This is a genomic window from Streptomyces sp. NPDC048650 (assembly GCF_043199095.1).
GTDB lineage: Bacteria > Actinomycetota > Actinomycetes > Streptomycetales > Streptomycetaceae > Streptomyces.
Genome location: NZ_JBICVM010000001.1, coordinates 90,983 through 114,368 on the forward strand (window position 1 = coordinate 90,983; position 23,386 = coordinate 114,368).

The 23,386-nt window shown below is 70.7% G+C and carries 26 protein-coding genes and 1 tRNA gene; 11 read left to right on the forward strand and 16 right to left on the reverse strand.

Annotated elements, in window-relative coordinates:
* Positions 1 to 121 precede the first annotated feature (121 nt).
* Complete coding sequence (locus tag ACGFML_RS00460) at positions 122 to 286, reverse strand: hypothetical protein (protein ID WP_393538424.1); 165 nt, start codon at positions 284 to 286, stop codon at positions 122 to 124.
* A 120-nt stretch (positions 287 to 406) separates the two neighbouring features.
* Positions 407 to 1,084 (reverse strand): phosphate signaling complex protein PhoU, encoded by a 678-nt coding sequence (gene phoU / locus ACGFML_RS00465; RefSeq protein WP_393538425.1) that lies wholly within the window; start codon positions 1,082 to 1,084, stop codon positions 407 to 409.
* Positions 1,085 to 1,533: 449 nt separating this feature from the next.
* Here phoU and ACGFML_RS00470 point away from each other — a divergent pair, with 449 nt between their 5' ends.
* Both ACGFML_RS00470 and ACGFML_RS00475 read left to right on the forward strand, forming a co-directional pair.
* The gene (locus ACGFML_RS00470) at positions 1,534 to 2,802 is read left to right on the forward strand and encodes a sensor histidine kinase (protein WP_393538427.1); all 1,269 of its coding nucleotides are present in this window, start codon (positions 1,534 to 1,536) and stop codon (positions 2,800 to 2,802) included.
* A complete protein-coding gene (locus tag ACGFML_RS00475) occupies positions 2,799 to 3,479 on the forward strand; it encodes a response regulator transcription factor (protein ID WP_362701542.1) in 681 nt (226 codons plus the stop codon). The genes ACGFML_RS00470 and ACGFML_RS00475 overlap by 4 nt, the downstream gene beginning before the upstream one ends.
* A 174-nt stretch (positions 3,480 to 3,653) precedes the next feature.
* On the opposite strand, the gene ACGFML_RS00480 is transcribed toward ACGFML_RS00475, so the two are convergent.
* Entirely contained in the window at positions 3,654 to 4,304 is a 651-nt protein-coding gene (locus tag ACGFML_RS00480) for a DUF461 domain-containing protein (protein WP_393538429.1), read from the reverse strand.
* A gap of 853 nt (positions 4,305 to 5,157) precedes the next feature.
* Here ACGFML_RS00480 and ACGFML_RS00485 point away from each other — a divergent pair.
* The 7 genes from ACGFML_RS00485 to ACGFML_RS00515 all read left to right on the forward strand — a co-directional run bounded on the left by ACGFML_RS00485 (position 5,158) and on the right by ACGFML_RS00515 (position 12,252).
* The gene (locus ACGFML_RS00485; protein ID WP_003953493.1) at positions 5,158 to 5,640 is read left to right on the forward strand and encodes a CarD family transcriptional regulator; all 483 of its coding nucleotides are present in this window, start codon (positions 5,158 to 5,160) and stop codon (positions 5,638 to 5,640) included.
* A 414-nt stretch (positions 5,641 to 6,054) separates the two neighbouring features.
* On the forward strand, positions 6,055 to 6,801 hold the full coding sequence (gene ispD, locus ACGFML_RS00490; RefSeq protein ID WP_393538432.1) for a 2-C-methyl-D-erythritol 4-phosphate cytidylyltransferase: 747 nt from the start codon (positions 6,055 to 6,057) through the stop codon (positions 6,799 to 6,801).
* Positions 6,788 to 7,315, forward strand: coding sequence for a 2-C-methyl-D-erythritol 2,4-cyclodiphosphate synthase (gene ispF / locus ACGFML_RS00495; protein WP_393538434.1), 528 nt, complete (start codon positions 6,788 to 6,790; stop codon positions 7,313 to 7,315). The genes ispD and ispF overlap by 14 nt, the downstream gene beginning before the upstream one ends.
* Before the next feature lie 171 nt (positions 7,316 to 7,486).
* Positions 7,487 to 7,891: a PPOX class F420-dependent oxidoreductase gene (locus tag ACGFML_RS00500; protein WP_393538436.1), complete on the forward strand. Its 405-nt coding sequence runs from the start codon at positions 7,487 to 7,489 to the stop codon at positions 7,889 to 7,891.
* Positions 7,892 to 7,999: 108 nt separating this feature from the next.
* Positions 8,000 to 9,394, forward strand: coding sequence for a cysteine--tRNA ligase (gene cysS, locus ACGFML_RS00505; RefSeq protein ID WP_393538438.1), 1,395 nt, complete (start codon positions 8,000 to 8,002; stop codon positions 9,392 to 9,394).
* Positions 9,395 to 9,546: 152 nt separating this feature from the next.
* Positions 9,547 to 10,500: a 23S rRNA (guanosine(2251)-2'-O)-methyltransferase RlmB gene (gene rlmB / locus ACGFML_RS00510; protein WP_393538440.1), complete on the forward strand. Its 954-nt coding sequence runs from the start codon at positions 9,547 to 9,549 to the stop codon at positions 10,498 to 10,500.
* A gap of 159 nt (positions 10,501 to 10,659) precedes the next feature.
* Positions 10,660 to 12,252 (forward strand): DoxX family membrane protein, encoded by a 1,593-nt coding sequence (locus ACGFML_RS00515; RefSeq protein WP_393540321.1) that lies wholly within the window; start codon positions 10,660 to 10,662, stop codon positions 12,250 to 12,252.
* Between the two features lie 142 nt (positions 12,253 to 12,394).
* Here the strand turns inward: ACGFML_RS00515 and ACGFML_RS00520 are convergent, their stop codons facing one another.
* The 3 genes from ACGFML_RS00520 to ACGFML_RS00530 all read right to left on the reverse strand — a co-directional run bounded on the left by ACGFML_RS00520 (position 12,395) and on the right by ACGFML_RS00530 (position 15,115).
* Entirely contained in the window at positions 12,395 to 13,123 is a 729-nt protein-coding gene (locus ACGFML_RS00520) for an NDP-sugar synthase (RefSeq protein ID WP_393538442.1), read from the reverse strand.
* Positions 13,124 to 13,153: 30 nt separating this feature from the next.
* On the reverse strand, positions 13,154 to 13,576 hold the full coding sequence (locus tag ACGFML_RS00525) for a hypothetical protein (RefSeq protein WP_393538444.1): 423 nt from the start codon (positions 13,574 to 13,576) through the stop codon (positions 13,154 to 13,156).
* A gap of 402 nt (positions 13,577 to 13,978) precedes the next feature.
* A complete protein-coding gene (locus ACGFML_RS00530; RefSeq protein ID WP_393538446.1) occupies positions 13,979 to 15,115 on the reverse strand; it encodes an ABC transporter ATP-binding protein in 1,137 nt (378 codons plus the stop codon).
* A gap of 203 nt (positions 15,116 to 15,318) precedes the next feature.
* On the opposite strand from ACGFML_RS00530, the gene ACGFML_RS00535 reads away from it, so the two are divergent.
* A tRNA-Thr gene (locus ACGFML_RS00535) sits at positions 15,319 to 15,392 on the forward strand.
* Positions 15,393 to 15,476: 84 nt separating this feature from the next.
* Here ACGFML_RS00535 and ACGFML_RS00540 read toward each other — a convergent pair.
* The 10 genes from ACGFML_RS00540 to ACGFML_RS00585 form a co-directional block, all read right to left on the reverse strand.
* Entirely contained in the window at positions 15,477 to 16,628 is a 1,152-nt protein-coding gene (locus ACGFML_RS00540) for a tyrosine-type recombinase/integrase (protein ID WP_393538448.1), read from the reverse strand.
* Entirely contained in the window at positions 16,628 to 16,816 is a 189-nt protein-coding gene (locus ACGFML_RS00545) for a helix-turn-helix transcriptional regulator (RefSeq protein ID WP_393538450.1), read from the reverse strand. Before ACGFML_RS00545 ends, ACGFML_RS00540 begins: the two co-directional genes overlap by 1 nt.
* Positions 16,813 to 18,231 (reverse strand): replication initiator protein RepSA, encoded by a 1,419-nt coding sequence (repSA, locus tag ACGFML_RS00550; protein ID WP_393538452.1) that lies wholly within the window; start codon positions 18,229 to 18,231, stop codon positions 16,813 to 16,815. The genes ACGFML_RS00545 and repSA overlap by 4 nt, the downstream gene beginning before the upstream one ends.
* Positions 18,232 to 18,320: 89 nt before the next feature.
* Positions 18,321 to 18,629: a SpdD-like protein gene (locus ACGFML_RS00555; protein WP_393538454.1), complete on the reverse strand. Its 309-nt coding sequence runs from the start codon at positions 18,627 to 18,629 to the stop codon at positions 18,321 to 18,323.
* A 23-nt stretch (positions 18,630 to 18,652) separates the two neighbouring features.
* Complete coding sequence (locus ACGFML_RS00560; RefSeq protein WP_147245029.1) at positions 18,653 to 18,808, reverse strand: hypothetical protein; 156 nt, start codon at positions 18,806 to 18,808, stop codon at positions 18,653 to 18,655.
* A gap of 18 nt (positions 18,809 to 18,826) precedes the next feature.
* Complete coding sequence (locus tag ACGFML_RS00565; RefSeq protein ID WP_018092383.1) at positions 18,827 to 19,018, reverse strand: mobile element transfer protein; 192 nt, start codon at positions 19,016 to 19,018, stop codon at positions 18,827 to 18,829.
* Between the two features lie 18 nt (positions 19,019 to 19,036).
* Complete coding sequence (locus tag ACGFML_RS00570) at positions 19,037 to 19,717, reverse strand: DUF2637 domain-containing protein (RefSeq protein WP_393538457.1); 681 nt, start codon at positions 19,715 to 19,717, stop codon at positions 19,037 to 19,039.
* An 81-nt stretch (positions 19,718 to 19,798) separates the two neighbouring features.
* Complete coding sequence (locus ACGFML_RS00575) at positions 19,799 to 21,154, reverse strand: FtsK/SpoIIIE domain-containing protein (protein ID WP_393538459.1); 1,356 nt, start codon at positions 21,152 to 21,154, stop codon at positions 19,799 to 19,801.
* Positions 21,155 to 21,156: 2 nt separating this feature from the next.
* Positions 21,157 to 21,513: a hypothetical protein gene (locus ACGFML_RS00580; protein WP_030988949.1), complete on the reverse strand. Its 357-nt coding sequence runs from the start codon at positions 21,511 to 21,513 to the stop codon at positions 21,157 to 21,159.
* Between the two features lie 139 nt (positions 21,514 to 21,652).
* Entirely contained in the window at positions 21,653 to 22,432 is a 780-nt protein-coding gene (locus ACGFML_RS00585) for a GntR family transcriptional regulator (RefSeq protein ID WP_393538462.1), read from the reverse strand.
* 18 nt (positions 22,433 to 22,450) lie between these two features.
* Here ACGFML_RS00585 and ACGFML_RS00590 point away from each other — a divergent pair, with 18 nt between their 5' ends.
* Complete coding sequence (locus ACGFML_RS00590) at positions 22,451 to 22,918, forward strand: NUDIX hydrolase (RefSeq protein WP_147245024.1); 468 nt, start codon at positions 22,451 to 22,453, stop codon at positions 22,916 to 22,918.
* Positions 22,919 to 23,386: the final 468 nt, after the last annotated feature.

Consider the following 23,386-nt stretch of genomic DNA (forward strand, 5'->3'; position numbering starts at 1 on the left):
GTGACAAAAGGGACCGAAAGCGATGTTTCGCCCGATGGGTGGCGCCGGCCGGCGCCGCGGACGACGCAGCGGCCCCGACCGGCACATTCGCCGGTCGGGGCCGCGTCACGCTTCGTGGTGGTCAGCCGCAGCCACCGCCGCACTGGCAGGAGCCGCCGGACTGGCAGCCGCAGCTGCAGCCGGGACCGCAGCTGCAGCTGCCGCGCAACGGGAGCGGCGGGTGCACGGCGGCCGTCGGGGCGCCGTGCAGCGGGATGAGGTTGGGCGAATCCGCCGTGAGTGCCATGTATTGCCTCCTAGGGGTCACCTTGGTGCCCATTGCAAGCCCAGCCGGCGAGGCGCGTCAACGGCGCGTGGAGGCACACGTCAATGGCGTGCGGTGGCGAACGGTGGCCCGGTGCGGCCGCTATGCGCCCTCGACCTGCGTCGGCGGGGCGATCTCGTCGGCGTGCTCACCGGTGACCAGGTAGACGACCCGCTTGGCCACCGAGACCGCGTGGTCCGCGAAGCGCTCGTAGTAGCGGCCCAGCAGGGTCACGTCCACGGCCGTCTCGATGCCGTGCTTCCAGCGGTCGTCCATCAGGTGCTGGAAGAGGGCGCGGTGCAGCAGGTCCATCGCGTCGTCGTCCTGCTCCAGCTGGAGGGCCAGGTCGACGTCCTTGGTGATGATGACCTCGCCGGCCTTGGCCATCAGGCGCTGCGCCAGCTGCCCCATCTCCAGGATGGTGGCATGCAGATCGCGCGGTACCGCGGTCTCCGGGAAGCGCAGCCGCGCCAGCTTGGCCACATGCTGGGCCAGGTCGCCCGAGCGCTCGAGGTCGGCGCTCATCCGCAGCGACGTGACGACGATCCGCAGGTCGGTGGCGACCGGCTGCTGCCGGGCCAGGAGGGCGATGGCCCGCGCCTCCAGGTCGCGCTGGAGGTCGTCGACCTTCTCGTCGGCGGCGATCACGCTCTCGGCCAGCTTGAGGTCCGCATCGAGTATCGCCGTGGTGGCGCGCCCGATCGCGGAGCCGACGAGCCGGGCCATTTCGACCAGGCCCTCGCCGATCGAATCCAGCTCCTCGTGGTACGCGTCCCGCATCAGTGACCTTCTCTCGCATCGAGTGGCATCGGGTGGTGGTGGGGGATGGGCGGATGTCCGGTGGTTCCCACGCTCCCACGCCCCGTGTCCGGGTGGCCCGTACTCCGGGAAGCCGGCCCGGGCCCGTAGGCTCCGTCACCCACCCCCTCACCGTGCGGGCAGATCGCGACCTGCCGTCCCACCCGGAGTGAACCGCCACCGACATGAAGGTGAACTCTGGGCGACATGACCGCTGCCCCGGGGCGGGCCGACCGCTTCCCCGGCGCCGCCCGGCGCGAGGAGGACCGTCGCACTCGCTTCCCCAAGGGCCGCCTGGGGACCTCCGCGCGCCCTCTCCGGCCCTCCGGAGTGAATCCGCACCGACGTCACGGTGAACTCTGGGCGACGGGTGTTCGAGCAGACGCCCGCACGGCTGGGGAAGTGTCCGACGTGCCGCATACGCTGGAGCCATGAACGTGGACGCGGCCGTTGCCGCAGTGGCAGCGATCGCCGGGTTGTGCACCGGCGTCTTCGCCATGCTGGCCTTCCGTTGGAGCGAGCGGGACCAGGCCAAGCCCACGCGGATGTCCCTGCACACCGACGCCGTGCTGCCACCCGGCGTGGACACCGTGCTCTCGGTGCTCCGCTCCTCAGCCGTCGTCCTGGACGAGGCCGATTCCGTCGTCAAGGCCAGCTCCGCCGCCTACGCCCTCGGGCTGGTCCGCGGCGGCAAGCTCGCCGTCGAACCGATGATGCAGATGGCCCGCGACACCCGCCGGGACGGCGAGATACGCCAGGTCGAGCTGGACCTGCCGCGCCGCGGCACGGGCCGCGGCGACGCGCTCGCGGTCTCCGCCCGGGTCGCCCCGCTCGGCTCCCGGCTCGTCCTGCTGCTGGTCGAGGACCTGACCGAGGCCCGGCGCATAGAAGCGGTCCGCCGGGACTTCGTCGCGAACGTCAGCCATGAGCTCAAGACCCCCGTCGGCGCCCTCTCCCTCCTCTCCGAGGCCGTGATGGACGCCAGCGACGACCCCGAGGCGGTCACCCGCTTCGCCGGCCGGATGCAGAACGAAGCCACCCGCCTGACCAACCTCGTCCAGGAGCTCATCGACCTCTCCCGGGTGCAGAACGACGATCCGCTGGAGGACGCCGAGCCCGTCCGGGTGGACGAACTGGTCGCCGAGGCGATGGACCGCTGCCGCCAGCAGGCCGGCACGAAGCAGATCACCATGGCCGCCGGTGGCGCCGCCGACCTGCATGTATGGGGCAATCGCGGCCAGCTCGCGGCCGCCCTGGGCAATCTCGTCGAGAACGCCGTCAACTACTCCCCGGCCCGGACCCGGGTCGGTATCGCCGGCCGCCATGTGACGGCGCCCGGGGGAGACCTGATCGAGATCGCGGTGACCGACCAGGGCATCGGGATCTCCGAAAAGGACCGGGACCGTGTCTTCGAGCGGTTCTACCGCGTGGACCCGGCGCGTTCGCGCGCCACCGGCGGGACCGGACTGGGTCTCGCCATCGTCAAGCACGTGGCCGCCTCCCACGGCGGAGAGGTCACGGTGTGGAGCGCCGAGGGACAGGGCTCCACCTTCACCCTGCGTCTCCCGGAAGCCGGTGCCGTACGCGACCGCGAACGGCCCGCCGACCTCACCGCGGAGGGCCTCGACGACGAGGACCGCCCGTACGAGACCTTCAACGATCCACTTCCAGCTCACCCCGCCCCGGAGGTCCTTCCGTGACCCGAGTGCTTGTCGTCGAGGACGAGGAATCGTTCAGCGACGCACTGTCGTACATGCTCCGCAAGGAGGGTTTCGAGGTCGCCATCGCGGCTACGGGCCCCGACGGACTGGACGAGTTCGAGCGCAACGGCGCCGACCTGGTCCTGCTGGACCTGATGCTGCCGGGCCTGCCCGGCACCGAGGTCTGCCGCCAGCTGCGTGGCCGTTCCAACGTCCCGGTCATCATGGTGACCGCCAAGGACAGCGAGATCGACAAGGTCGTCGGCCTGGAAATAGGAGCCGACGACTACGTCACCAAGCCCTTCTCCTCCCGTGAGCTGGTCGCCCGCATCCGCGCGGTGCTCCGCCGCCGGGGCGAGCCGGAGGAGGTCGCCCCGCAGGCCCTGGAGGCCGGACCGGTCCGGATGGATGTGGACCGCCACGTCGTCACGGTCTCCGGCGGCAAGGTGGACCTGCCCCTGAAGGAGTTCGACCTCCTGGAGATGCTGCTGCGCAACGCCGGCCGGGTGCTGACCCGGATGCAGCTCATCGACCGGGTGTGGGGCGCCGACTACGTGGGCGACACCAAGACCCTGGACGTGCACGTCAAGCGGCTGCGCGCCAAGATCGAGCCCGACCCGGGCGCGCCGCGCTTCCTCGTGACGGTCCGCGGCCTGGGCTACAAGTTCGAGCCGTAAGCCGTGCCCGGCGACGACCGGTCAGCCGCTCACGCCTGTGCACGTCCGCGCCGTACAGGTCTGCGCCGTGCACGCCTCAGGGCGCCCCTCCGGACCGGAGAGGCGCCCTGAACGCTGCTGCGGGCCGTGGCGGCCGGCTCGGCTCCCGAGGGGGCGCCGGCGAGCCGCCGCGGCTCAGTGGCCGGCGTGCGCCGACGTGGAGGCCGCGCCGGTCGGCGTGCTGGACCCCGACGGCTCGGTGGACTCCGAGGGCTTGCCCGTCCCGGACGGGCTCGCGCTGGTGGAGGGCGAGGCGGAGGGCTGCGGCAGCCGGTCGGGGCCGAAGCCCTGGAAGTAGTTCTTCGCCGGGACGACGTAGGCGCCGAGCTGCACCTTGCCGGTGGAGCTCAAGGAGAACGTCAGGGGCTGGAGGTTGCCGTCCTTGACCGCCTCGCGGCCGCTCGACAGGACGGCCGTGGGGTTGCCCTTGCCGCCGAGCACGACGGACCCGCCGGCCGGCACGGTGATCGGGCCCGCGGCACCCTTGGCGGGCGTCAGCTTCGCCGACATGCCGGTGCCGTCCACCGAGATCGCGGTCAGCTTCTGGTCCGTGCGCCCGCCGTTGAACAGCGTCGCGCTGATCACGGCCGGGCCCTTGGCGTTCAGGTCGGGCTGGGTGATCACATTGGCGTTCTGGATCTTGATGTCGCCGACGGCGGTCGCGGCGTTGTCCGGCTTGACCTGCAGCGTCTGCGCGTCGCTACCGGCCCCGCACGCGGAGAGCGTGAAGGCGGACAGCGAGAGGACGGTGGCGGCGAGGACGCCGCGTCGAAGGCTGCGGCTCACGGCGGCGGCATCTCCTAGACGAGCTACGGCGGCCGAACGTGGTGCCCGGTCGCGGATGGGCGGCTGGGGCGGCAGTGCGTACGCGTCATGAAGACGGGCACGTAAAGCCGCCCTAAGGGTGTGTCAGCGCCGCTAGGTTACCGAGCCGCCTTCGCGCCGCCGCACCCGACCCGCCCCCAGCGCGATCACGCTCCCCGCGGGGCGCGCCGGCGCCCGCCGCGGAGTCCGCCCCGAAGCCCTCCGGGAACCGTTCCCGCGCTCCTCCCAGCGCGGCAGTTCCCCGGATCCCCACCCGGAAGACACCGGTGAACGATCCGGGAAGGATCACACGAAGGGTCGCAGGCCGGATCCGGATGCCTTCCCGGCGTGTCCCGAGAACGTCCCTGAATAATCCCCAGGATGTTCTCAAGTGTTCTCAGGTGTTCTGAAGGAGGAGGCCGGACGACGGTCGGGTCGGCCGGGGTGTTTCCCCCGGTGAAAAGCGGTATTCGCAGGGAATGCGGACGCCTCGGGGAATTGATCACCACGCCCGGCCGGCGTCCGGTGATCAATTCCGGAATCCCGTCCGAGCCGCCCGCGAGCAACCGAACGGAGTAACTGAAGTCGCTCATACGGATCGCCGCAAAACGGGATGTTCGACACGCTGATCGTCGGGTTCCGGGTGTGTGGCGGGCGGGTTTCCGCTCACCTGTGAAGCCCCTCCCACCTGCGAATACCCGCACAGAAGGCCCCCTCGCAGCACGTTCCGGCCGCTGTTGTCAAGCCCCGAGATATGCCCTGACCTGCGAAAACGCCATTCAGAACGGTCCGTTCCCGTGTTAGCATGGATAGCCACGGAAGGGGTACCTGTCACATGACGTTCAAGGTTGGCGACACCGTGGTCTATCCCCATCACGGGGCCGCGCTGATCGAGGCCATCGAAACTCGCCAGATCAAAGGCGTGGACAAGACCTACTTGGTGCTGAAGGTCGCCCAGGGCGACTTGACTGTTCGTGTGCCAGCGGACAATGCGGAGTTCGTCGGCGTGCGCGACGTGGTTGGTCAGGACGGGCTGGACCGGGTCTTCGAGGTGCTCCGAGCACCGTATGCCGAAGAGCCGACGAACTGGTCCCGTCGCTACAAGGCAAATCTCGAGAAGCTCGCGTCGGGCGACGTGATCAAGGTCGCCGAGGTAGTTCGCGACCTGTGGCGTCGTGAGCGCGAGCGCGGACTCTCCGCCGGTGAGAAGAGGATGCTCGCCAAGGCGCGCCAGATCCTGGTGAGCGAGCTCGCCCTCGCGGAGAACACCAACGAAGACAAGGCCGAGGCCCTGCTCGACGAGGTCCTCGCGTCCTGACGACGCCCCAGCGTCGAGCAAGTCAGTGCGTTCATCACGTCAGTGCGTCAATCAAGCCAGTCACGCGAGACGTCATGGTGGGTCCAAGCTTGATATGACGTGATCGACGTAGCGATGCCGCGGTGCCCGAGCGACGACCGCCTCCCGAGGGAGGGGTCTGTTGCCGGGCGCTGCGGCATATCTGCGACGTATGAACCGGGCCAGAAGTGACGGAGACCCGGCCCCACGTACCTGTGGTGTGCCGGGCTGGGGCAGCTGCTTCGACCGATGTCACGGAAGGGTCCGGTCGAGCGTTGCGCCCGGCACCCCCCAAGCTCTGCAAGCAGGGGGTCCCTCCAGGCCATACCCACCTCGGCCGAGGAAACAAACCTGTCTGCGCCAATTCCGGGCTCGCCCCGGACTCCGGAGCCCTTGATGCCAGATCCTTCCCGTCCGATCCGCACCGCCGCCGTGATCCCCGCGGCCGGCCGCGGCGTCCGCCTCGGTCCCGGCGCCCCGAAGGCGCTGCGCGCGCTGGGCGGCACTCCCATGCTGGTGCACGCCGTCCGCGCGATGGCCGCCTCGCGCGCGGTCTCCGTGGTCGTCGTGGTCGCCCCGCCCGACGGAGCCCGCGAGGTCCGCAGTCTCCTCGACGAACACCCGCTCAGCGACCGCACCGACCTGCTGGTCGTCCCCGGTGGCGAGACCCGTCAGGAGTCCGTGCGGCTCGGGCTGGCCGCGCTGCCGGACGCCGTCGACGTGGTGCTGGTCCATGACGCCGCCCGCCCGCTGGTGCCCGTCGAGACGGTCGACGCGGTGGTCGCCGCGGTGCGGGCCGGCGCCCCGGCGGTCGTCCCGGCGTTGCCGCTCGCCGACACCGTCAAGCAGGTCGAGCCGCGGGACGAGGGCGCCCCGGAGCCGGTCGTCGGCACCCCGGAGCGCGCTCTGCTGCGCGCCGTGCAGACGCCGCAGGGCTTTGACCTGGCGACCCTGCGCAAGGCGCACGACACCCTCGTCGAGGGCGAGGGCGCCACCGACGACGCCGGGCTGGTCGAGCGGCTCGGGCAGCCGGTCGTGGTCGTCCCCGGGCACGAGGAAGCGTTCAAGGTGACCCGGCCGCTGGACCTGGTCCTGGCCGAGGCCGTACTCGCCCGTAGGAGGGCCACCGATGGTTACGTCTGAGCCGGCCGCCGAGGCCGACGGTCTTCCCGGCATCCCCCTCGTCGGCATCGGCACGGATGTGCACGCCTTCGAGCAGGGCCGTGAGCTGTGGTGCGCCGGTCTGCTGTGGGACGCCGCCGAGAGCGACGGATACGGCCTGGCCGGGCACAGCGACGGGGACGTCGCCGCGCACGCCGCCTGCGACGCGCTGTTCTCGGCCGCGGGGGTCGGCGACCTCGGCGCGCACTTCGGCACCGGCCGCCCCGAGTGGTCCGGCGCCTCCGGGGTGACGCTGCTGGCCGAGGCCGCGCGGATCGTGCGGGCCGAGGGCTTCGCGATCGGCAATGTCGCGGTGCAGGTCATCGGCGTCCGCCCGAAGGTCGGCAAGCGGCGGGACGAGGCGCAGAAGGCGCTGTCGGCGGCGGTCGGGGCGCCGGTCTCGGTGTCCGGCACGACATCCGACGGCCTGGGGCTGACCGGGCGCGCCGAGGGTCTGGCGGCGGTGGCCACGGCGCTGGTGGTCCGTACGGCCTGACGCGCGGTGCGGCGCGTGGCCGGCGTCCGCCGGCCCGGAAATCTCCGGCCCGGCAGGGGAATGCCGCGCCCCGTAAGGGTGTTGATCAGCTACGGAGTACACGAACCACCCGGATCCGGCCGGCCGCCGGATCCCGGGACGACCGGATCGGCTCGCAGGAAGGACCCGCTCGTGACTGCATCCCTCTCCGACGACCTCAAGCAGCTCCTCGACTCTCCCGTCTTCGTGAACGTGGCGACGATCCAGCCCGACGGCAGCCCCCAGGTCTCCCCGGTCTGGGTGAAGCGGGACGGCGACGATCTGCTGATCTCGACGACCGTCGGGCGCCGCAAGGAGGCCAATCTCCGCCGCGATCCGCGCGTATCGGTCGTCGTGCAGCCCTTCGACGCCCCGTACACCTATGCCGAGGTCCGCGGGTCCGCCTCGCTGACCACCGAGGGCGGCCAGGAGCTGATCGACGAGCTGTCCCGGAAGTACACCGGCAAGCCGTACGCGGAGTTCAACCCGGCGGCGGGAGACGACGCCGAGCGGGTCGTCGTCCGGATCACCCCGCGCAAGGTGGTCGGCCGCGTCTGACCATCCGAGCGCCCCGGCATTCCGGGTGAATCGGGCGAGTGTCACGGTTGTGTGACCCGGTGGCCGAGGGGGCACGGGGCACCGTCCCGTTCCGACTACCCTGGTTCCGTGACGATTCGCCTGTACGACACCAGCGCCCGGCAGATTCGCGATTTCACCCCGCTCACGCCGGGCTGTGTCTCGATCTACCTGTGTGGTGCCACCGTGCAGGCCGCCCCGCACATCGGGCACATCCGGTCGGGGCTGAACTTCGACATCATGCGCCGCTGGTTCGACTACCGCGGCTACGACGTCACGTTCGTGCGCAATGTGACGGACATCGACGACAAGATCATCCAGAAGTCGGCCGAGCAGGGTCGCCCGTGGTGGTCGATCGGGTACGAGAACGAGGTCGCCTTCAACACGGCGTACGACACCCTCGGCTGCCTGCGCCCGACGTACGAGCCGCGGGCGACCGGGCACGTCCCGGAGATGATCGAGATGATGCGCGGGCTGATCGAGCGCGGCCACGCCTATGCCGTCGACGGCGACGTCTACTTCGACGTGAAGTCCTTCCCCGGTTATCTGCAGCTGTCCAACCAGGACTTGGACCACCTCAAGCAGCCGTCCGGCGACGGCGAGACGGGTAAGCGCGACCCGCGCGACTTCGCCATGTGGAAGGCGGCCAAGGAGGGCGAGCCCAGCTGGGAGACCCCTTGGGGCCGCGGGCGCCCCGGCTGGCACCTGGAGTGCTCGGCGATGGCGCACAAGTACCTGGGTTCGAGCTTCGACATCCACGGCGGCGGCGTCGATCTCGTCTTCCCGCACCACGAGAACGAAATCGCGCAGGCCAAGGGCTTCGGCGACGACTTTGCCGCGTACTGGTCGCACAACGCCTGGGTGACCATGAGCGGCGAGAAGATGTCCAAGTCGCTGGGCAACTCCGTGCTCGTGTCGGAGATGGTCAAGCGCTGGCGGCCCATCGTGCTGCGGTACTACCTGGGCACCCCGCACTACCGCTCCATGATCGAGTACAGCGAGGAAGCACTGCGCGAGGCGGAGTCGGCGTTCGCCCGGATCGAGGGCTTCGTCCAGCGGGTCGTCGAGAAGGTCGGGACCGTCGAGCCCGCGCCCGACGTGCCGCCGGCGTTCGCCGAGGCGATGGACGACGACCTGGGCGTGCCGCAGGCGCTCGCGATCGTGCACACCACCGTCCGGCAGGGCAACTCCGCGCTGACCGCCGACGACAAGGAGTCGGCCGTGGCCCGGCTCGCCGAGCTGCGGGCGATGCTCGGGGTGCTCGGCCTGGACCCGCTCGACGAGCGCTGGTCCGGCGGCACGGCGGACCGCGGCGAGGATCTGCACGGCGTCGTGGACTCTCTCGTACGCCTCGTTCTCGACCAGCGGCAGTCGGCCCGCGCGCGCAAGGACTACGCCACCGCCGACGCCATCCGCGACCAGCTCCAGCAGTCCGGCCTCGCCATCGAGGACACCCCGTCCGGCCCGCGCTGGTCGCTGTCCTGACTGCCGCCCCGAACGCCGTCCCGAAGCCTGTCACGACCCCCGGCGACCAGCCGGATTCGCCCTTCCCGGCGGCCGCGGGCGACACTCAATCCATACGTACGTACCCACTCCACGTCGCGAGACGTCGAGAGCAGTGAAGAAACAGGTGACCCATGGCCGGCAACAGCCAGCGCAGGAACCGCCGCACGTCCAACAAGAAGGGCGCCCAGGTCGGCAGTGGCGGTAAGCGGCGCCGGAGCCTGGAGGGCAAGGGCCCGACCCCGCCCGCCTCCGCACGCAAGGGCCACGTCAAGAACCGCGTCGCCAATGCCAAGGCGAAGCAGGAGTCCAAGCGCCCGGCCCCGCGCCGGGGCGGCGCCAAGGGCACCGCGGAGCTGGTCGTCGGCCGCAACCCGGTCTTCGAGGCGATCCGGGACGGCGTGCCCGCGACGAACCTCTACGTCCAGCAGTTCATCGACTCCGACGAGCGGGTGCGCGAGGCGCTCCAGCTCGCCGCGGACCGCGGCACCATCAACCTGATGGAGGCCCCGCGCCCCGAGCTGGACCGGATGACCAACGGCCTCAACCACCAGGGCCTGGTCCTGCAGGTGCCGCCGTACGACTACGCGCACCCCGAGGACCTGGCGGCGGCCGCGTTCGACGACGGCGTCGACCCGCTGATCGTCGCGCTCGACGGCGTCACCGACCCGCGCAACCTCGGTGCGGTCGTCCGCTCCGTGTGCGCCTTCGGCGGCCACGGCGTGGTCGTGCCGGAGCGCCGGGCGGCCGGGATGACGGCCGGTGCGTGGAAGACCTCGGCGGGCACCGCGGCCCGTACGCCGGTCGCGCGCGCCACCAACTTGACCCGGACCCTGGAGTCGTACCAGAAGGCGGGCCTGACGGTCGTCGGCCTGGCCGCGGACGGCGAGCTGGAGCTGCAGGACGTCGAGGCGCTGGACGGCCCGGTCGTCATCGTGGTCGGCAGCGAGGGCAAGGGCCTGTCGCGGCTGGTCGGCGAGACCTGTGACGTCCGCGTGCGGATCCCGATGCCGGGCGGCGCCGAGTCGCTGAACGCCGGTGTCGCGGCCGGTGTGGTCCTGTGGGAGGCGGCGCGCCGCCGCGCCTGAGTGACGGGCGCCCCGGGCCGGAAGGCGGTATGCCGCAGCCCGGGGCAAAGCCTGACGCTCCGTCCCTCTTCCTCGTATCCCCCGATCTTTTGACGGGTCTCGGACAGTTCGGGCCGGTCAAGGCAGTGTCTTAACCGCGGGTCACTCGGTTAGATGAGCGTGGACACCAGAACACCCCGCACGCCTACGGGGGGACGCTCGCCGGGCTTCGATGACGAGCCCATCCTGAGCTCGGTCAAGGTGCCGTGCGATCCCGCGCAGGTCATTGTCAACCATGCCAGTTTCCGTGTGCAGCTCGCCGCGCCCGTGGTCAGCACCATGGCCGACACCACGCGCATCCCCGTCATCCGGGGGTCGTCCGCCCCTGCCAGACGGCGGGCGCCGGTGGTGTGGAGCGGCCGGACGACACCGGGCGGCACGGCCGGCGCCACCACCCAGCTCCTGCACGCGGTACGCAACGCGGGCATCGGCCTGGACGGCGGCCAGGGCGAGGAGGTCGGGACCACCCAGGTCCTGCCCCGGCTCCGCCTCGACGGCGCCCCCGCCTCGACCGTGGTCGGCCAGCGCGGCCCCATCGACTCCGACACGACCCTGCTGCGCGGCGTACGCCCGGTGGGCAGCGCCTACGGCGACAACGCCTACGGCCGAGGTGGCCGTGCCGACGACGGCTACGACGACGACCGCTTCGAGGCCCGGGACAGCTACGACGGCAAGCGGCGCGCCGGCGACTCCGTACGGCACGCGTACTACCCCGGCCGCCGGATGAACCTCGGCGTCGTCCTGCTGCCGCTGCGCATCTTCCTCGGCCTGATCTCCGTCTACGCCGGCATGGGCAAGCTCTGCGACCCCGTGTACTTCGACGGCGGCGAGCGGGGCTCGATGGTCAAGTGGCTGCTGTCGCTGGACCCCTGGGCCCTGGCCGTGCCGCTGCGCGACTTCGCCGTCTCGCACCCGGTGGGCGCGGGCCTGACCGTCGCCTTCCTGCAGGTCGTCGTCGGCGTACTGACCATCTGCGGACTCTGGCAGCGGCTCGCCGCGTCCATCGGCGCGCTGCTCTCCGCGGCCCTGCTGATGACCGTCAGCTGGCGCACGGTCCCCGCCTACGACGCGCCCGACATCATCTACCTCGCCACCTGGAGCCCGCTGATCATCGCGGGCGCCCCGGTCTACTCCATGGACGGGCGACTGGCCGGCGAGGCATGGCGGCGGCTCGGCCCGCGCGTCGAGGTCGGCGAGCTGCGGCGCCGGGTGCTGCGCCGCGGTGCCGTGATGACCGCGATGGTGGCCGGACTGACGCTGCTCGTCGGGTCGCTGCTCGGCGGCGCCGTACGGTCCGCGACGGTCGCGCCCGTACCGCGGCCCGGTGAGCCCGCGATCAACAACCTGCCCGGCTCCCCGCTGCCCCGCCCCGGCAGGACGGCCACCCGGCCCGGCCAGCGCCACTCCGGCATCAGCGCGCCGCGGCTCCGCGGCACGCCGTCCGCGGACGCCTCGCACCGCGCCAAGCGGCACCGTCCGTCCGTCTCGACCGCGCCCACCGCGGGCACGACCAGCGGCGCCACCCAGCCCGGCGGTGCGACCACCAGTGGGCCGCCGCAGCGGGTCGCCCCGTCCCGGGTCCCGGTGCCCAGCCACGCGACGCCGAGCTCCGGCGGCACGGGCGGCGGCACCACCGGTGGCGGTACGGGCGACGGCTCCTCGGGCTCCGGCGACTCCGGCCGCGGCAGCACACTGGGCGGCCTCCTGGGCTGACCCGCCCGGGCCGACCGCACCTGGAGACATGCGCAGCTGTCCCCGACCACCGCAGAGGTGGCCGGGGACAGCTGTGTGACGGGGGGGAGGCGTCGGAGCGTCGTGGGGTGCCGGGCCGGACGGAGGCGCGGCGCGCCCGGGCTCAACGGCCCTGTGTGCCCAGCTCCTTGGCTGCCTCGTTCAGGTCCTTGGCGGTGTCGATGGCGCGCCAGTAGGACCCGTGCGGGAGCGGGTAGCCGGCCAGCCGGCGCTCGCGGGCCAGGCGCGGGAAGGTGGTGCGCTCGTGGTCGCCCCGGGCGGGCAGCAGGTCCTTGAAGGCCGCGGAGAAGGCGTAGACGCCCGCGTTGATGAGGTACGGCGAGGGCGGGGACTCGATGAAGTCCAGGACGTGTCCGAACGCGTCGGTCTCGACGACGCCCCAGGGGATCCGCGGGCGGGCCAGCGCGAGGGTGGCCTCGGCGTCGCGCTCGTGATGGAAGGCGGCCATCTCGCGAAGCGGGAAGCGGGTCCAGATGTCGCCGTTGGTGGCGTACCAGGGCTCGTCCGGGCGGGGGAGGGAGGCGGCGGCGTACTTGAGTCCGCCGCCGCGGCCCAGCGGTTCGGTCTCGACGACGGTCGTGACGCGCAAGGGCAGTTGGGCACGGTCGAGCCAGTCCTGGAGCACCTCGGCGAGGTGGCCGCAGGAGATGACGGCGTCGGTGACGCCCTCTTCGGCCAGCCAGTTCAGCTGGTGGCCGATGATCGGGGTCCCGGTCCCCGGGATCTCGACCATCGGCTTGGGCCGGTCGTCGGTGTACGGGCGGAGACGTGAGCCCTGGCCGCCGGCCAGGACCACGGCCTGCGTGGGATACGGAAGTGGGGCGTCTGCCATGGTTCGCACCTTATGCGGTGCGTTCCGGGGTCACTGGGCGGCGGCGACGCCGGTGGCGAAGGAGGTGTCGCAGACCGGGCGGGAGAAGGCCTGGGCGCGGTGTGCGGCACCGTACTTGGCGACCGCGGCGCGGCCGAGGGAGCGGGCGATGGAGGCGCAGTGCTTGGCCAGCGAGGGCCGCTCGTTCATCTCCTTCTGGAGGTGGGTGAGGGCGACGCCGGGGTTCTTCTCCTGGAGTTCGAGCATGAGTCGGTCCCGGAGGAGGTCCTGGGGGGCGCGGGGGGCCTGCGGGCCGGCCTGGGGGGCCTTCCCGGCGGATGCGGTGAGCATCTGCGATTCGGCGGCCTTCGAAGCCCACGGGACGCGGGTGACCGCGAGAGTCCCGGAGAGCACGAGGACGACAGGCAGGACGAGGGCGAGGGTTCGGCCGATGCGGCGGGCTGCGGAGTTCACGGTGGTGATGGTAGCGAGGGGTGATGATTTGGCGACATTTGGTCACCTTATCGGGGGACGAATGGCTCGTCGGTGCGGTTATGAGGTTGACGCATCGGTACGAAAAGCCGGTTCTGCCGGGGTATTTGTCGGCAGTTCCGGGAGGGCCGGGTGTGGGCGGCGCGACCGGTGGGCATGGGCGGCGGCTCGCGGCTCGCCTCGTGCCGGCCCCTGCGGCGCCGGCCGTTCCGTGCGCCGCGGCCCGTTCCGTGCGCCGCGGCCCGCTCCGTGTGCCGCGGCCCGCTCCGTGTGCCGGCGGCGGCCGTGCCGGGGCGTCGTGCTGGGGCGGAACGACGACGGCGGTGGTGCCAGGGGCGAACCCCGGCACCACCGCCGCAAGGGAAGCCGCGCCATGCGCTCCCGTCAGTCGCTGAGCCGCTCACCCGACGACGTCGAGAACACATGCGTCTCACCCGGCGTGGGCACGACGTGCAGCTGGGTGCCCTTCGCCGGGACCTGGCGGCCGTTGACCCGGACGACCAGGTCCTTGACCTCGCCGCCGACCTCCGCGGTGCCGTAGACGTATCCGTCGGCGCCGAGCTCCTCGACGACGTTGACCGTGACGGCCAGGCCGGCCGGTGCGTCCGCGCTCTCCTTGGACAGCGACTTCGCGGCGGCGCCGTTCTGCTCGACGATCTCGAAGTGCTCGGGCCGCACGCCCACGGTCACCGTGCGATCGCCCTTCTCGCTCGCCGCGGTCAGCGCCTCGCGGTTCACCGGCACGACGCTGTTGCCGAACTTCACGCCGCCGTCCGTGATCGGCACCTCGACCAGGTTCATCGCGGGCGAGCCGATGAACCCGGCCACGAAGAGGTTCGCCGGCCGGTCGTACATGTTCCGCGGCGAGTCGATCTGCTGCAGCAGGCCGTCCTTGAGGACGGCCACCCGGTCGCCCATCGTCATGGCCTCGACCTGGTCGTGGGTGACGTAAACCGTCGTGATCCCGAGGCGCCGCTGGAGGCCGGCGATCTGCGTACGGGTCTGGACGCGGAGCTTGGCGTCCAGGTTGGACAGCGGCTCGTCCATCAGGAACACCTGCGGCTCCCGGACGATCGCCCGGCCCATCGCGACGCGCTGCCGCTGGCCGCCGGAGAGGGCCTTGGGCTTGCGCCCCAGGTACTCCGTGAGGTCCAGGATCTTCGCCGCGTCCTCGACCTTCTGCCGGATCTCGGCCTTCGGCACGCCGGCGATCTTGAGCGCGAAGCCCATGTTGTCGGCGACCGACATGTGCGGGTAGAGCGCGTAGTTCTGGAACACCATCGCGATGTCCCGGTCCTTGGGCGGAAGGTGGGTGACGTCGCGGTCCCCGATGCGGATGGCGCCGCCGTCGACGTCCTCCAGCCCCGCCAGCATCCGCAGCGAGGTGGACTTGCCACACCCGGACGGGCCGACGAGAACGAGGAACTCGCCGTCCTCGATGGCGATGTCGAGCTTGTCGACGGCGGGCTTGTCGGAACCCGGGTAGACGCGGGTTGCCTGGTCGTACGTGACCGTAGCCATGGTGATGTATCCCCTCACCGGCAGGAACGTGCCGGACGATCCGAGTAAAAGGAGTGGTGTAGTCCACCGTGGTGGACCCGCCGTGACGCTACCCGCGGCGAGCCCCCGTGTCAGTAGCCCTACGGTCACGAAAATCCCGGCTCCGGCGTCACCGGGATATGGGGACCGGCATCCGGCACGCCTGGGTACACTTCATCACGCACGCCCCCTTAGCTCAGCTGGCCAGAGCACCGCTCTTGTAAAGCGAAGGTCGTCGGTTCGAATCCGACAGGGGGCTCTCAGCTTGAACAGGGACGAAGCCCCGGGCCGGGAATGGCCTGGGGCTTCTGACATCTACGGGTGACATCAACGCCGTCAGTGATCACTCACGAGCGATCCGCCGCTTCAGCAGTCGATCCATGTGGCTGATCGCTTCCCGCTGGGTGTCCTGGGCGACGTGGGTATAGACGTCCATGGTCATGCTGATCTGGCTGTGGCCGAGGATCTCCATCAGCACGCGAGGGGCGACGCCGGCCGCGGTGAGCAGGGTGGCGCAGCCGTGCCGGGCGTCGTGCAAACGGATCGGGCGGAGGCTGGCCGAGGCGGTGAGCCGGGAGAAGGACCGGTTCAGGTTCCGCGGCTCGATCGGACGACCGGAACGGGTGGTGAAGACGAGGCCGGCAGGGTCCAGCTCGGTCCCGCGCTTCTCCGCGTCGTGGACCTGGCGGAGCCGGTGCCAGCGGAGAGCCGCCAGGCAGATCAGGGGGAGCGGTACGGGGCGGATCTTCCCGGTCTTGGTGGTGTCCTGGTACAGCTCGCCACCGATGCGCTGCACTTGGTTGCTGATGCGGATCACGCGGCTGTCCAGGTCCACGTCCGACCAGCGCAGGCCGAGGACCTCACCACGGCGGAGACCCATGGCGATGGCGAGGACGAAGGCTGCGTAGAGCGGATCGCGGCGGGCCTCTTCGAGGAACGTCAGCGTCTCGTCCAGCGACCAGGGTGTGGTCTCGCGGCTGACGACCTTGGGGGCTTCTACGAGCGATGCGACGTTGCGCGTGACCAACTCCTCCCGGGTGGCTGCTGTCAGGGCCGTACGGAGCACGCGGTGAGCTTCTTTGGCCGTTGCCGCGGAGGACTTACGGGCCACGTCGGCGAGGAACACCCGGACGTGGCGCGGGCCGAGGTTCTCCAGTCGCTTCGTGCCGAGCAGGGGCACGAGGTAGAGCCGTACGTGCATCGCGTACTTGCTGTACGTGCTGCGCTTCCGGTTGGGCTTGATCACGTTGTCCAGCCAGTACGGCAGCCACTCGGCGAGCTTGGCCGAGCGGGTGGGGACGGGGACGCCGCTGTCGACCTTGGCGAGGAGTTCGCGGCGTTTGGTGTCGCACTCGGCCCAGGTCTTGCCGTAGGCGAACTTGCGGGCGCGGGTGCCGTCGGGCTGGAGGACGTAGACGGCGCACTGGTAGCGGCCGTCCTTGCGTTTGGTGATGGTGCCGGCGCCGTTGGGGTTGCGCTTGCGCTGCTGTGCCATCAGGCCGCCTCCTCGATCCGGTCGCGGATGTAGTCCTGGAGTGCGTTCTCGGGGATGCGGCGGGCGCGACCCTCGGTGATGGAGATGAGGCGCTTGGAGCGCATCAGGTCGTAGACCTTGGAGCGTCCGAACTTGAGCCGTGCCATGACCTCGGGCACGGTCAGCAGTTGGCCGGTGGCGGTGGTCATGTCCAGTCGTCTCCTTCTTTGGCTTCGAGTTCGGCGCGGGCTTCGCGTGAGGTTTCGCGGTTGGTCTGGATGTCGCGGGCGATGGTGTCGGCGAGGGCGGATTCGCCGGGGGTGTGGCCGTGGCCGGCGTACTGCCAGTCGGTCAGGACGAGGACGGTGTCCGGCTCCGGGGGTTCGAGGCCGAGGGCTTCGCGTTCCTGGGCGGCGCGGAAGTCGGCGCGGGCCGTGCGCAGCTCGCCGAGGGTGGTCGAGTAGCGGCGGGACTTGGAGGAGAAGTGGCCGCGGAAGCCGAGCATGTGGGCCCATGCCCAGAGGCGGCGGTCCGGGTAGAGCGGATCCAGGGCTTTGCACGCGGTGATCAGGCGGCGGGTGTGGTCGGGGACCTGGTGGCGGTCCAGTTCGGCGAGTTCGCCGATGCGGCGGTCGAGGGTGCCGGTGGTCTCGGCGGCCTTGGTCGCGTACTTCGCCACGTAGGAGGCCACGGCCTGTTCGGTGATGTCGGAGCCGTCGTCGAACGCCTTGACCGGCCGCACGTCCACTTGCGTGCCCCAGCGGAAGGTCCGGGTGGGCTGGTCGCCGGCAGCCGGGGCCGTGACCGAGGTGTAGGGGTGCGCGGCGGCGGCGCGGATCGCGTCGGTGAGTAGGTCGACGCTCGCCCAGGACGGCGGCGGTGTTCCGGGGCCGTCCGGTCCGTCGATGCGGATCACAGCATGGAAGTGGAGGGCGCCGCGCTTCTGGAACTCGGCGACCTTGCCGTAGGAGAGGCGGGCGGATTCCTTGAGGTCGCGTTGGGTGAGGCCGGCGCGGGTGGCCAGTTCGCGGCGGAGTCGCGTGGTGAATCGTTGCCAGAGGTCGCCCGCGTGGTTGTTGAACAGGACGGCGGCGGCGTAGTCGTACGTCTCGGGGTCCAGGGCGGTGCCGAGCGCCGGATCATCCGTGCGGTGCTGTGTGCCGCAGCGGCAGGCGCCTTGGTCGGGCCGGTTGTGCACGGGGCCGAAGGAGGGCGCGGTGAGGGTGGTGAAGACGCGGGGGTGGTCTCGGACGGTGGCGGGGACGTCGCGGCGATCGTCTCCGGCCAGGCCGGCGCGGATGAGGTGGTACGTGTCCCCGGCATACGTCCAGGCGCAGGCTGGGCAACGGGAGGCACGGCGGTTGCCGCAGGCGAGACGGAGTCGTCCGCCGGGCTCGGCAGCGGTCGAGTAGTGGTGCAGGGTCTCGCCCGACATGCGGTCCTTGGTGAGGGCCCAGCCGGTGAGGTGGATCGGGTCGGAGCAGCCGCCGGTGCGGCGGATCTGGTCTTCCCAGCGGTCGTAATCGGGAGCCGAGGCCACCCTCAGCAGGTCGCCGAGGATGGTCGGATCGAGAAGCGTGTCCGGCACGGGCAACCTCCCACGTACGCGGGTGCGGTCGGTCATGATGGGGCTTCCTTCCGGATCTGAGGTTCGGACAGGGGCACGGCTCCCGGGCGGCGGAGACTTGGCGGTTGAGGCCGCCCGGGGGCCGGTCAGCGGTGCGTGCGCTCGGAGGCGAGCAGGGAGCGGAGGACGACCGCGCAGACGGCGACGGACACCCCGCTGATGGCGACCGCCAGGAGCATCGAGACCAGGACGGCGCCGACGATCAGGACCACGGCCGTGCCGCTGCCGACGAGGGCGAGCGCGGTGCCGGGGGTGAGTTGAACCGCGGGGCGGGTCGAGGACTGAGCGACTGGGGCCGGCGGCGGGTCGTGCCGCACGGTGGCGGTCGGCTCGATGGTGGGAGGGATGACGAGTCCGGTGGGCGCCGGGTTGGTCGGGACCTTGGGACGGAACATGGCGGATCTCCCTTCCGTGGGCGTTACTTGACGGCGGAGTCGATGACGGGTGCAAGGAGGCTGTGGGCGAGGAGATAGCCGCCCAGCAGGAACACGGCCACGAGCCACCAGGGCGGGCGGATGAGCTTCATGCCGAGGTAGCCGACGGCGATCAGGGCGAGCCAGAGGGGGACGTCCATGGGGGTCTCCTCAGTCGGTCAGCGGACGGTGCAGCGGTGGGTGCGGGCGGCGAGCTGGGCGGCTGAGCGGCTGGAGAAGTCGGCGGACCAGCCGCAGCGGTCGGCGGTGCAGACGGCGGCGTGCTTGGTGCGGCCGTGCCGGTCGCGGTAGGTGCCGATCTGTACGGGGCCGATCCGCATGACGGAGTGGAAGTGGTCGCGGGCAGGCATGGGGGTTCTCCTTGCTGGTCAGGTGAGTTGGGCGGCGATGGATTCGGCGAGCTGGGGCGGGACGCTGAGGCGGGTCCGCAGGGTGTCCGTGTCGATCGGGTCTCCGGTCCGGGCCAGGTGCTCGTCGGCGACCTTGCGGGCGTGGGCGACGAGCGCGGCCGGGACGGGCGCAGGTGCGGGCACCGGCCGGGACGGTTCGGTGGGCGGTTCAGCCGCGGGGAGGTCAGCGGCGTCCAACTCAGGCGGGCTGGGGGAAGGCTCAGCTGTTGGGACCGGGGTGGGTACGGGAGCGGGCGCCGGAGTCCCGTCAGCCGGCGGGACGGCATTGGCGGGTTCGGCCTCACTCCGCGTATGGGCCAGCAGGGTCCCGCCGAGGAAGGCCAGCGCCGGCCACCCGGCGATGCCGAAGCGGAGCCAGGCGGGCGGGTGCCGGAGGTCGAGGAATCCGGCGGTCGCGACGTTGGCGCCGAGCGAAGCCACCAGTGCGATCACGAACCAGCACCAGGCGAGCCGGGACGGGCCGGCGTTGCGGAGTCGCCGCCAGGCCGCGACCAGCAACAGGTCGACGCTGATCGGGTAGGCCCACGCCTTCCAGCCGTCCTGTCCGGCAGCGGCGGCCAAGTCGTGGAGGTGGGCGAAGGAGAGCGCTCCGGCGATGACGGCTTGTACGAGGACGGCGTCCGGGCGGATGCGTCCCATGACGGTTCTCCTTCCGGAATCTGGCATGGAGGGGGTAGGGGCCTGGCGCGTCGAGGTAGCGCCGACCTGTGAGCGAGAGGGTCAAGCAGTCGCGGTAGACGCCTTGCTGAGCGTCAGAGCACCCGTTTCCGCCGAGGTGATGACGGGCCGGAAGGGCGCGAGCGCGGGCAGATCCGGCGTGCGGTCAGCGTGCTTGTTGCAGAGATTGACCGCTTCGCGCAGCGAGGTGTGCGGGGCGCGGATGCGTGACCAGCCACCGGTCGAGTCACCGGCGACCGCAATGCCGGGGGCGTCTGCGGGTATCTGGATGGCGGCCAGTACGGCGTCAGGGGAGATGTCGCCGAAGGCCATGTTGGCGCTGGTCTCGTCGTTGACGCGGTGCACGGTACGGCCGGTGAGCTGGGCCCGGAGCATCGTGATGCCCTTACCGAGTTCGGAGCCGAAGCGCTGGCCGCAGATCTCCAGGTAGATGCCGGCAGCGCGGCCGAGCTGGGCCAGACGGACGAGCGCGGTGATGATCCGGTCCCGGCGCCTCTCCTCCTCCTTGGAGGCGAAGAGCGCGAGTTCCGACACCTCGTCCACCAGGACCACGATGGGCGTGGGACGCAGGTCCTCGGCCAGATCCCAGATATCAGCGGCGATCTCCGCATCGGGGACGTTCACGCTGATGCGCTGTTCCTCGCGGACGAGTTGATAGACGGACTCCATGTGCGAGACCAGGGCTTCTAGCAGATCGAGAGCGGTGTCCTGGTTGTCGGCGAGGGCGGAGAACCGGCGAGCGAGCGGGAACAGCTCGACGCCCTGCTTGCAGTCGATACCGACGAGGGCGACGTCTTGAGCGGCGAGGCCGGCCACCAGGTTGCGCTGGTAGACGGACTTGCCCGATTCGGTGGCCCCGATCGTGAGCCCGTGCGGGACGATCCGGTAATCGCGGTAGTGGACCGATCCGTCCTCGCGCAGTGCGACGGGCACACGCATCGGAGCGCGGTCGATCTTGACGGGCATCTGCACGCGCTTGAGCACGTCGTAGCCCGTCATCCGCAGTTCGACGACACTGGAGCGGATCTCCCGGGCAGTGACGCCGTACATCCCGAAGGAGTGCCGCAGCCGATCGGTGGCAGCGGAAACATCGAAAGCGTCCTGGCCGGGCCGGAGTTTGAGCCGCAGGACCAGCCCGGTACGGGTCGGCCGAAGACGGAGGATGCGCGGGGCGCGCGGCTCAGGGGCCGGGCGGTCGGTCATGCGGGCAAGTGCGAGCCGCCAGCGCGCGGGCGGGACCGTCAGACTGCACGCGTCCATGACCGAGGCGTACCGGACTAAGACCCGCAGCGCGGCGAGGACGACCCCGAAGGTCATCCAGTACCAGGCGGGACGCCGCCACCGCAGAACGAGAGCGGTGGCGACGACCAGCAACAGTACGACCGAGAGGCGGGCCATGATCAGGCCGCCTCAGCCTGCGAGCCACCGGCGGCGAGCGAGGTGACCGCCACGGCGCGGAAGGCGATGCCGTGCCGCTTCTGCCCGTTGAACTCGTTCTCCCAGGGACGGGCGATCAGACCGGTCAGCGCCACCGGCGTGCCCATGCCCAGCTCACCGGAGACCCCGCTCTCGGGGACGGTGACGGACAGGATCTCCACCGCATCGTTGGCGGCGAACATCACGTCCACGGTCATCAGCTTCGCCCCGGTCTCGACGTCGAGTGCGACCTCACCGGTACGGCGGTCCTTGACCTTGATCTGCGGCTGCTTCGCGACCATCACGGTCGCGGCGGAGGTGTCGACGGGGATCTGACGCACTACGGATCACTCCTCTATAGGTGCCGAACTCCGCCACTCATGTACATGAGTGACATGAAGAAGAGTGCCCGACTCCTGTACATGAGTCAACCCGCCGCGACAAAGAAGTCGGGGCGGGTTGAGGAGAGTTGAGCGGGCGTCAGTCCGTGGCGGGGATGCGGTAGCTGAAAACGAACTGGTCAGCGGCCATGAGGGTGTCGCAGACCTCCACCACACGGCCCTCGGTCGTCAGCGCCTCACGGACGAGATGCACGACGGGGGAACCAGGGCTGAGCGCCAGCTCGGACGCCTCAGCCTTCGAGGCCGACCGGGCTTGCAAGGTCTCTACGAACTCGGCGAACTCATGCCCGTTGTCTTCGAGTCGGGCGTAGATGCCGCCACCGCCGGGGTTCTCGGCGAAGAGCTCGGGGATGTCCTTCACCACGTCCCACGGCAGGTACGAGCTGGCCGTCTCGACCGGAGTGCCGTTACGGAAGTAGAGCCGTCGGCGGGCGAGGACCTGAGTGCCGGGCTCGACCCCGAGGCGATCGGCCACGTCGTCCGGGACCTCCATGGGACCGATGTACAGAACGCTGACCTTGGCCGTGGCTCCCGACTGCGCGGACTCCGCAAGATACGCAGCCTTGCCACCCTGCCGGTGCGAGCGACGGAAGCGGTCGGAAGAGCGGTGCCGCACCGGCGGCCGGTCCTTCACGATCGAACCCTTGCCGTGGCGGGTCTCCACCAGGCCGCTCGCACGGACCTCCACCATCGCCTTCCGGATCGTGCCGCCCGCGACGCCGTAGCGCTCGACCAGCTCAGATTCACTCGGCACCATCTCGCCGGGCTTAAGGACCCCAGCCCTGATCTGCTGCACGATCTCGTCGGCGATCTGCACGTATCGAGGTACGGCCTTACCCCCTCCTACCGTGGTTCCCATAGCTCTTCCCATCCTCCTATGCTCCTGTACATGAGTAACAGCGCCTTGGAAGCCCAGTCAACGCCACTGCACTCCGTGTCCGTGGCCGGAGTGGTGGTCCGCGAGGACGGCAAGCTCCTGACGATCCGGCGAGCCGACAACGGCGCTTGGGAACTCCCGGGCGGGGTGCTCGAACTCGAAGAGACCCCGGAGGCCGGCGTACGGCGCGAGGTCTGGGAAGAGACGGGCATCCACGTCGAGGTCGACGAGCTCACCGGGGTCTACAAGAACACGACACGAGGCATCGTCGCCCTGGTCTTCCGCTGCAAGCCGGTCGGCGGCGAGGAGCGCACCTCCGGCGAGTCGACGGCGGTCACCTGGTTCACGCCCGAGGAGGTGGCGGAGTCCATGTCCGAGGTCTACTCGATCCGGCTCCTGGACGCCCTGGACGGGGCAGGCCCTCACGTACGGAGCCATGACGGCAAGCGGCTGACTCCCGCGCGATAGAACTTTCCCTACTTCATCAAGGCTCGCTTCGCTCGCTACCCGGCCCCGGGGTAGGGGCAGTTCAGGAGCACACCACACATTGGCGCAGGAGCGCTGACGTTCCCGGCCTCCTGGAACTGCAAGCAGTCAGATCACAGATCAGAGGTGCCGCGCACAGCGCGGCGGCGCCGGCCGTCGCCGCCGCACGGCTCCCTCCTCGTCTCCGCCGCCGGGGCCGCGCGGCGTCGACGCCCGCGCCCACAAGGGGCGAAAGACCAGGCCGGGGGTGGGGACGGTCGGCTCCACGGCTTTACCCACCTCCCCGGTTCGGGTCCCGCGTCGAGCAAGACCAGGGGGCCACTCGTTCAAATTCCGGGCAGCTCACAAGCCTGCCCGAGTTGCCGGAAAGCGTACGGCCCCCTGATCATGCTCGACCCCAAACCGGGCAGGACACCGGCCAAACCCGCGGAGCCGACCTCAGAGTTCTGC

What these genes read in the sequence shown, in the direction of transcription:
- ACGFML_RS00460 (WP_393538424.1), bottom strand. Translation starts at nt 286, where the DNA reads ATGGCACTCACGGCGGATTCGCCCAACCTCATCCCGCTGCACGGCGCC.
- phoU (WP_393538425.1), bottom strand. Translation starts at nt 1,084, where the DNA reads ATGCGGGACGCGTACCACGAGGAGCTGGATTCGATCGGCGAGGGCCTG.
- ACGFML_RS00470 (WP_393538427.1), top strand. Translation starts at nt 1,534, where the DNA reads ATGAACGTGGACGCGGCCGTTGCCGCAGTGGCAGCGATCGCCGGGTTG.
- ACGFML_RS00485 (WP_003953493.1), top strand. Translation starts at nt 5,158, where the DNA reads ATGACGTTCAAGGTTGGCGACACCGTGGTCTATCCCCATCACGGGGCC.
- ispD (WP_393538432.1), top strand. Translation starts at nt 6,055, where the DNA reads ATGCCAGATCCTTCCCGTCCGATCCGCACCGCCGCCGTGATCCCCGCG.
- ispF (WP_393538434.1), top strand. Translation starts at nt 6,788, where the DNA reads ATGGTTACGTCTGAGCCGGCCGCCGAGGCCGACGGTCTTCCCGGCATC.
- rlmB (WP_393538440.1), top strand. Translation starts at nt 9,547, where the DNA reads ATGGCCGGCAACAGCCAGCGCAGGAACCGCCGCACGTCCAACAAGAAG.
- ACGFML_RS00520 (WP_393538442.1), bottom strand. Translation starts at nt 13,123, where the DNA reads ATGGCAGACGCCCCACTTCCGTATCCCACGCAGGCCGTGGTCCTGGCC.
- ACGFML_RS00530 (WP_393538446.1), bottom strand. Translation starts at nt 15,115, where the DNA reads ATGGCTACGGTCACGTACGACCAGGCAACCCGCGTCTACCCGGGTTCC.
- ACGFML_RS00540 (WP_393538448.1), bottom strand. Translation starts at nt 16,628, where the DNA reads ATGGCACAGCAGCGCAAGCGCAACCCCAACGGCGCCGGCACCATCACC.
- ACGFML_RS00545 (WP_393538450.1), bottom strand. Translation starts at nt 16,816, where the DNA reads ATGACCACCGCCACCGGCCAACTGCTGACCGTGCCCGAGGTCATGGCA.
- repSA (WP_393538452.1), bottom strand. Translation starts at nt 18,231, where the DNA reads ATGACCGACCGCACCCGCGTACGTGGGAGGTTGCCCGTGCCGGACACG.
- ACGFML_RS00555 (WP_393538454.1), bottom strand. Translation starts at nt 18,629, where the DNA reads ATGTTCCGTCCCAAGGTCCCGACCAACCCGGCGCCCACCGGACTCGTC.
- ACGFML_RS00560 (WP_147245029.1), bottom strand. Translation starts at nt 18,808, where the DNA reads ATGGACGTCCCCCTCTGGCTCGCCCTGATCGCCGTCGGCTACCTCGGC.
- ACGFML_RS00565 (WP_018092383.1), bottom strand. Translation starts at nt 19,018, where the DNA reads ATGCCTGCCCGCGACCACTTCCACTCCGTCATGCGGATCGGCCCCGTA.
- ACGFML_RS00570 (WP_393538457.1), bottom strand. Translation starts at nt 19,717, where the DNA reads ATGGGACGCATCCGCCCGGACGCCGTCCTCGTACAAGCCGTCATCGCC.
- ACGFML_RS00575 (WP_393538459.1), bottom strand. Translation starts at nt 21,154, where the DNA reads ATGGCCCGCCTCTCGGTCGTACTGTTGCTGGTCGTCGCCACCGCTCTC.
- ACGFML_RS00585 (WP_393538462.1), bottom strand. Translation starts at nt 22,432, where the DNA reads ATGGGAACCACGGTAGGAGGGGGTAAGGCCGTACCTCGATACGTGCAG.
- ACGFML_RS00590 (WP_147245024.1), top strand. Translation starts at nt 22,451, where the DNA reads ATGCTCCTGTACATGAGTAACAGCGCCTTGGAAGCCCAGTCAACGCCA.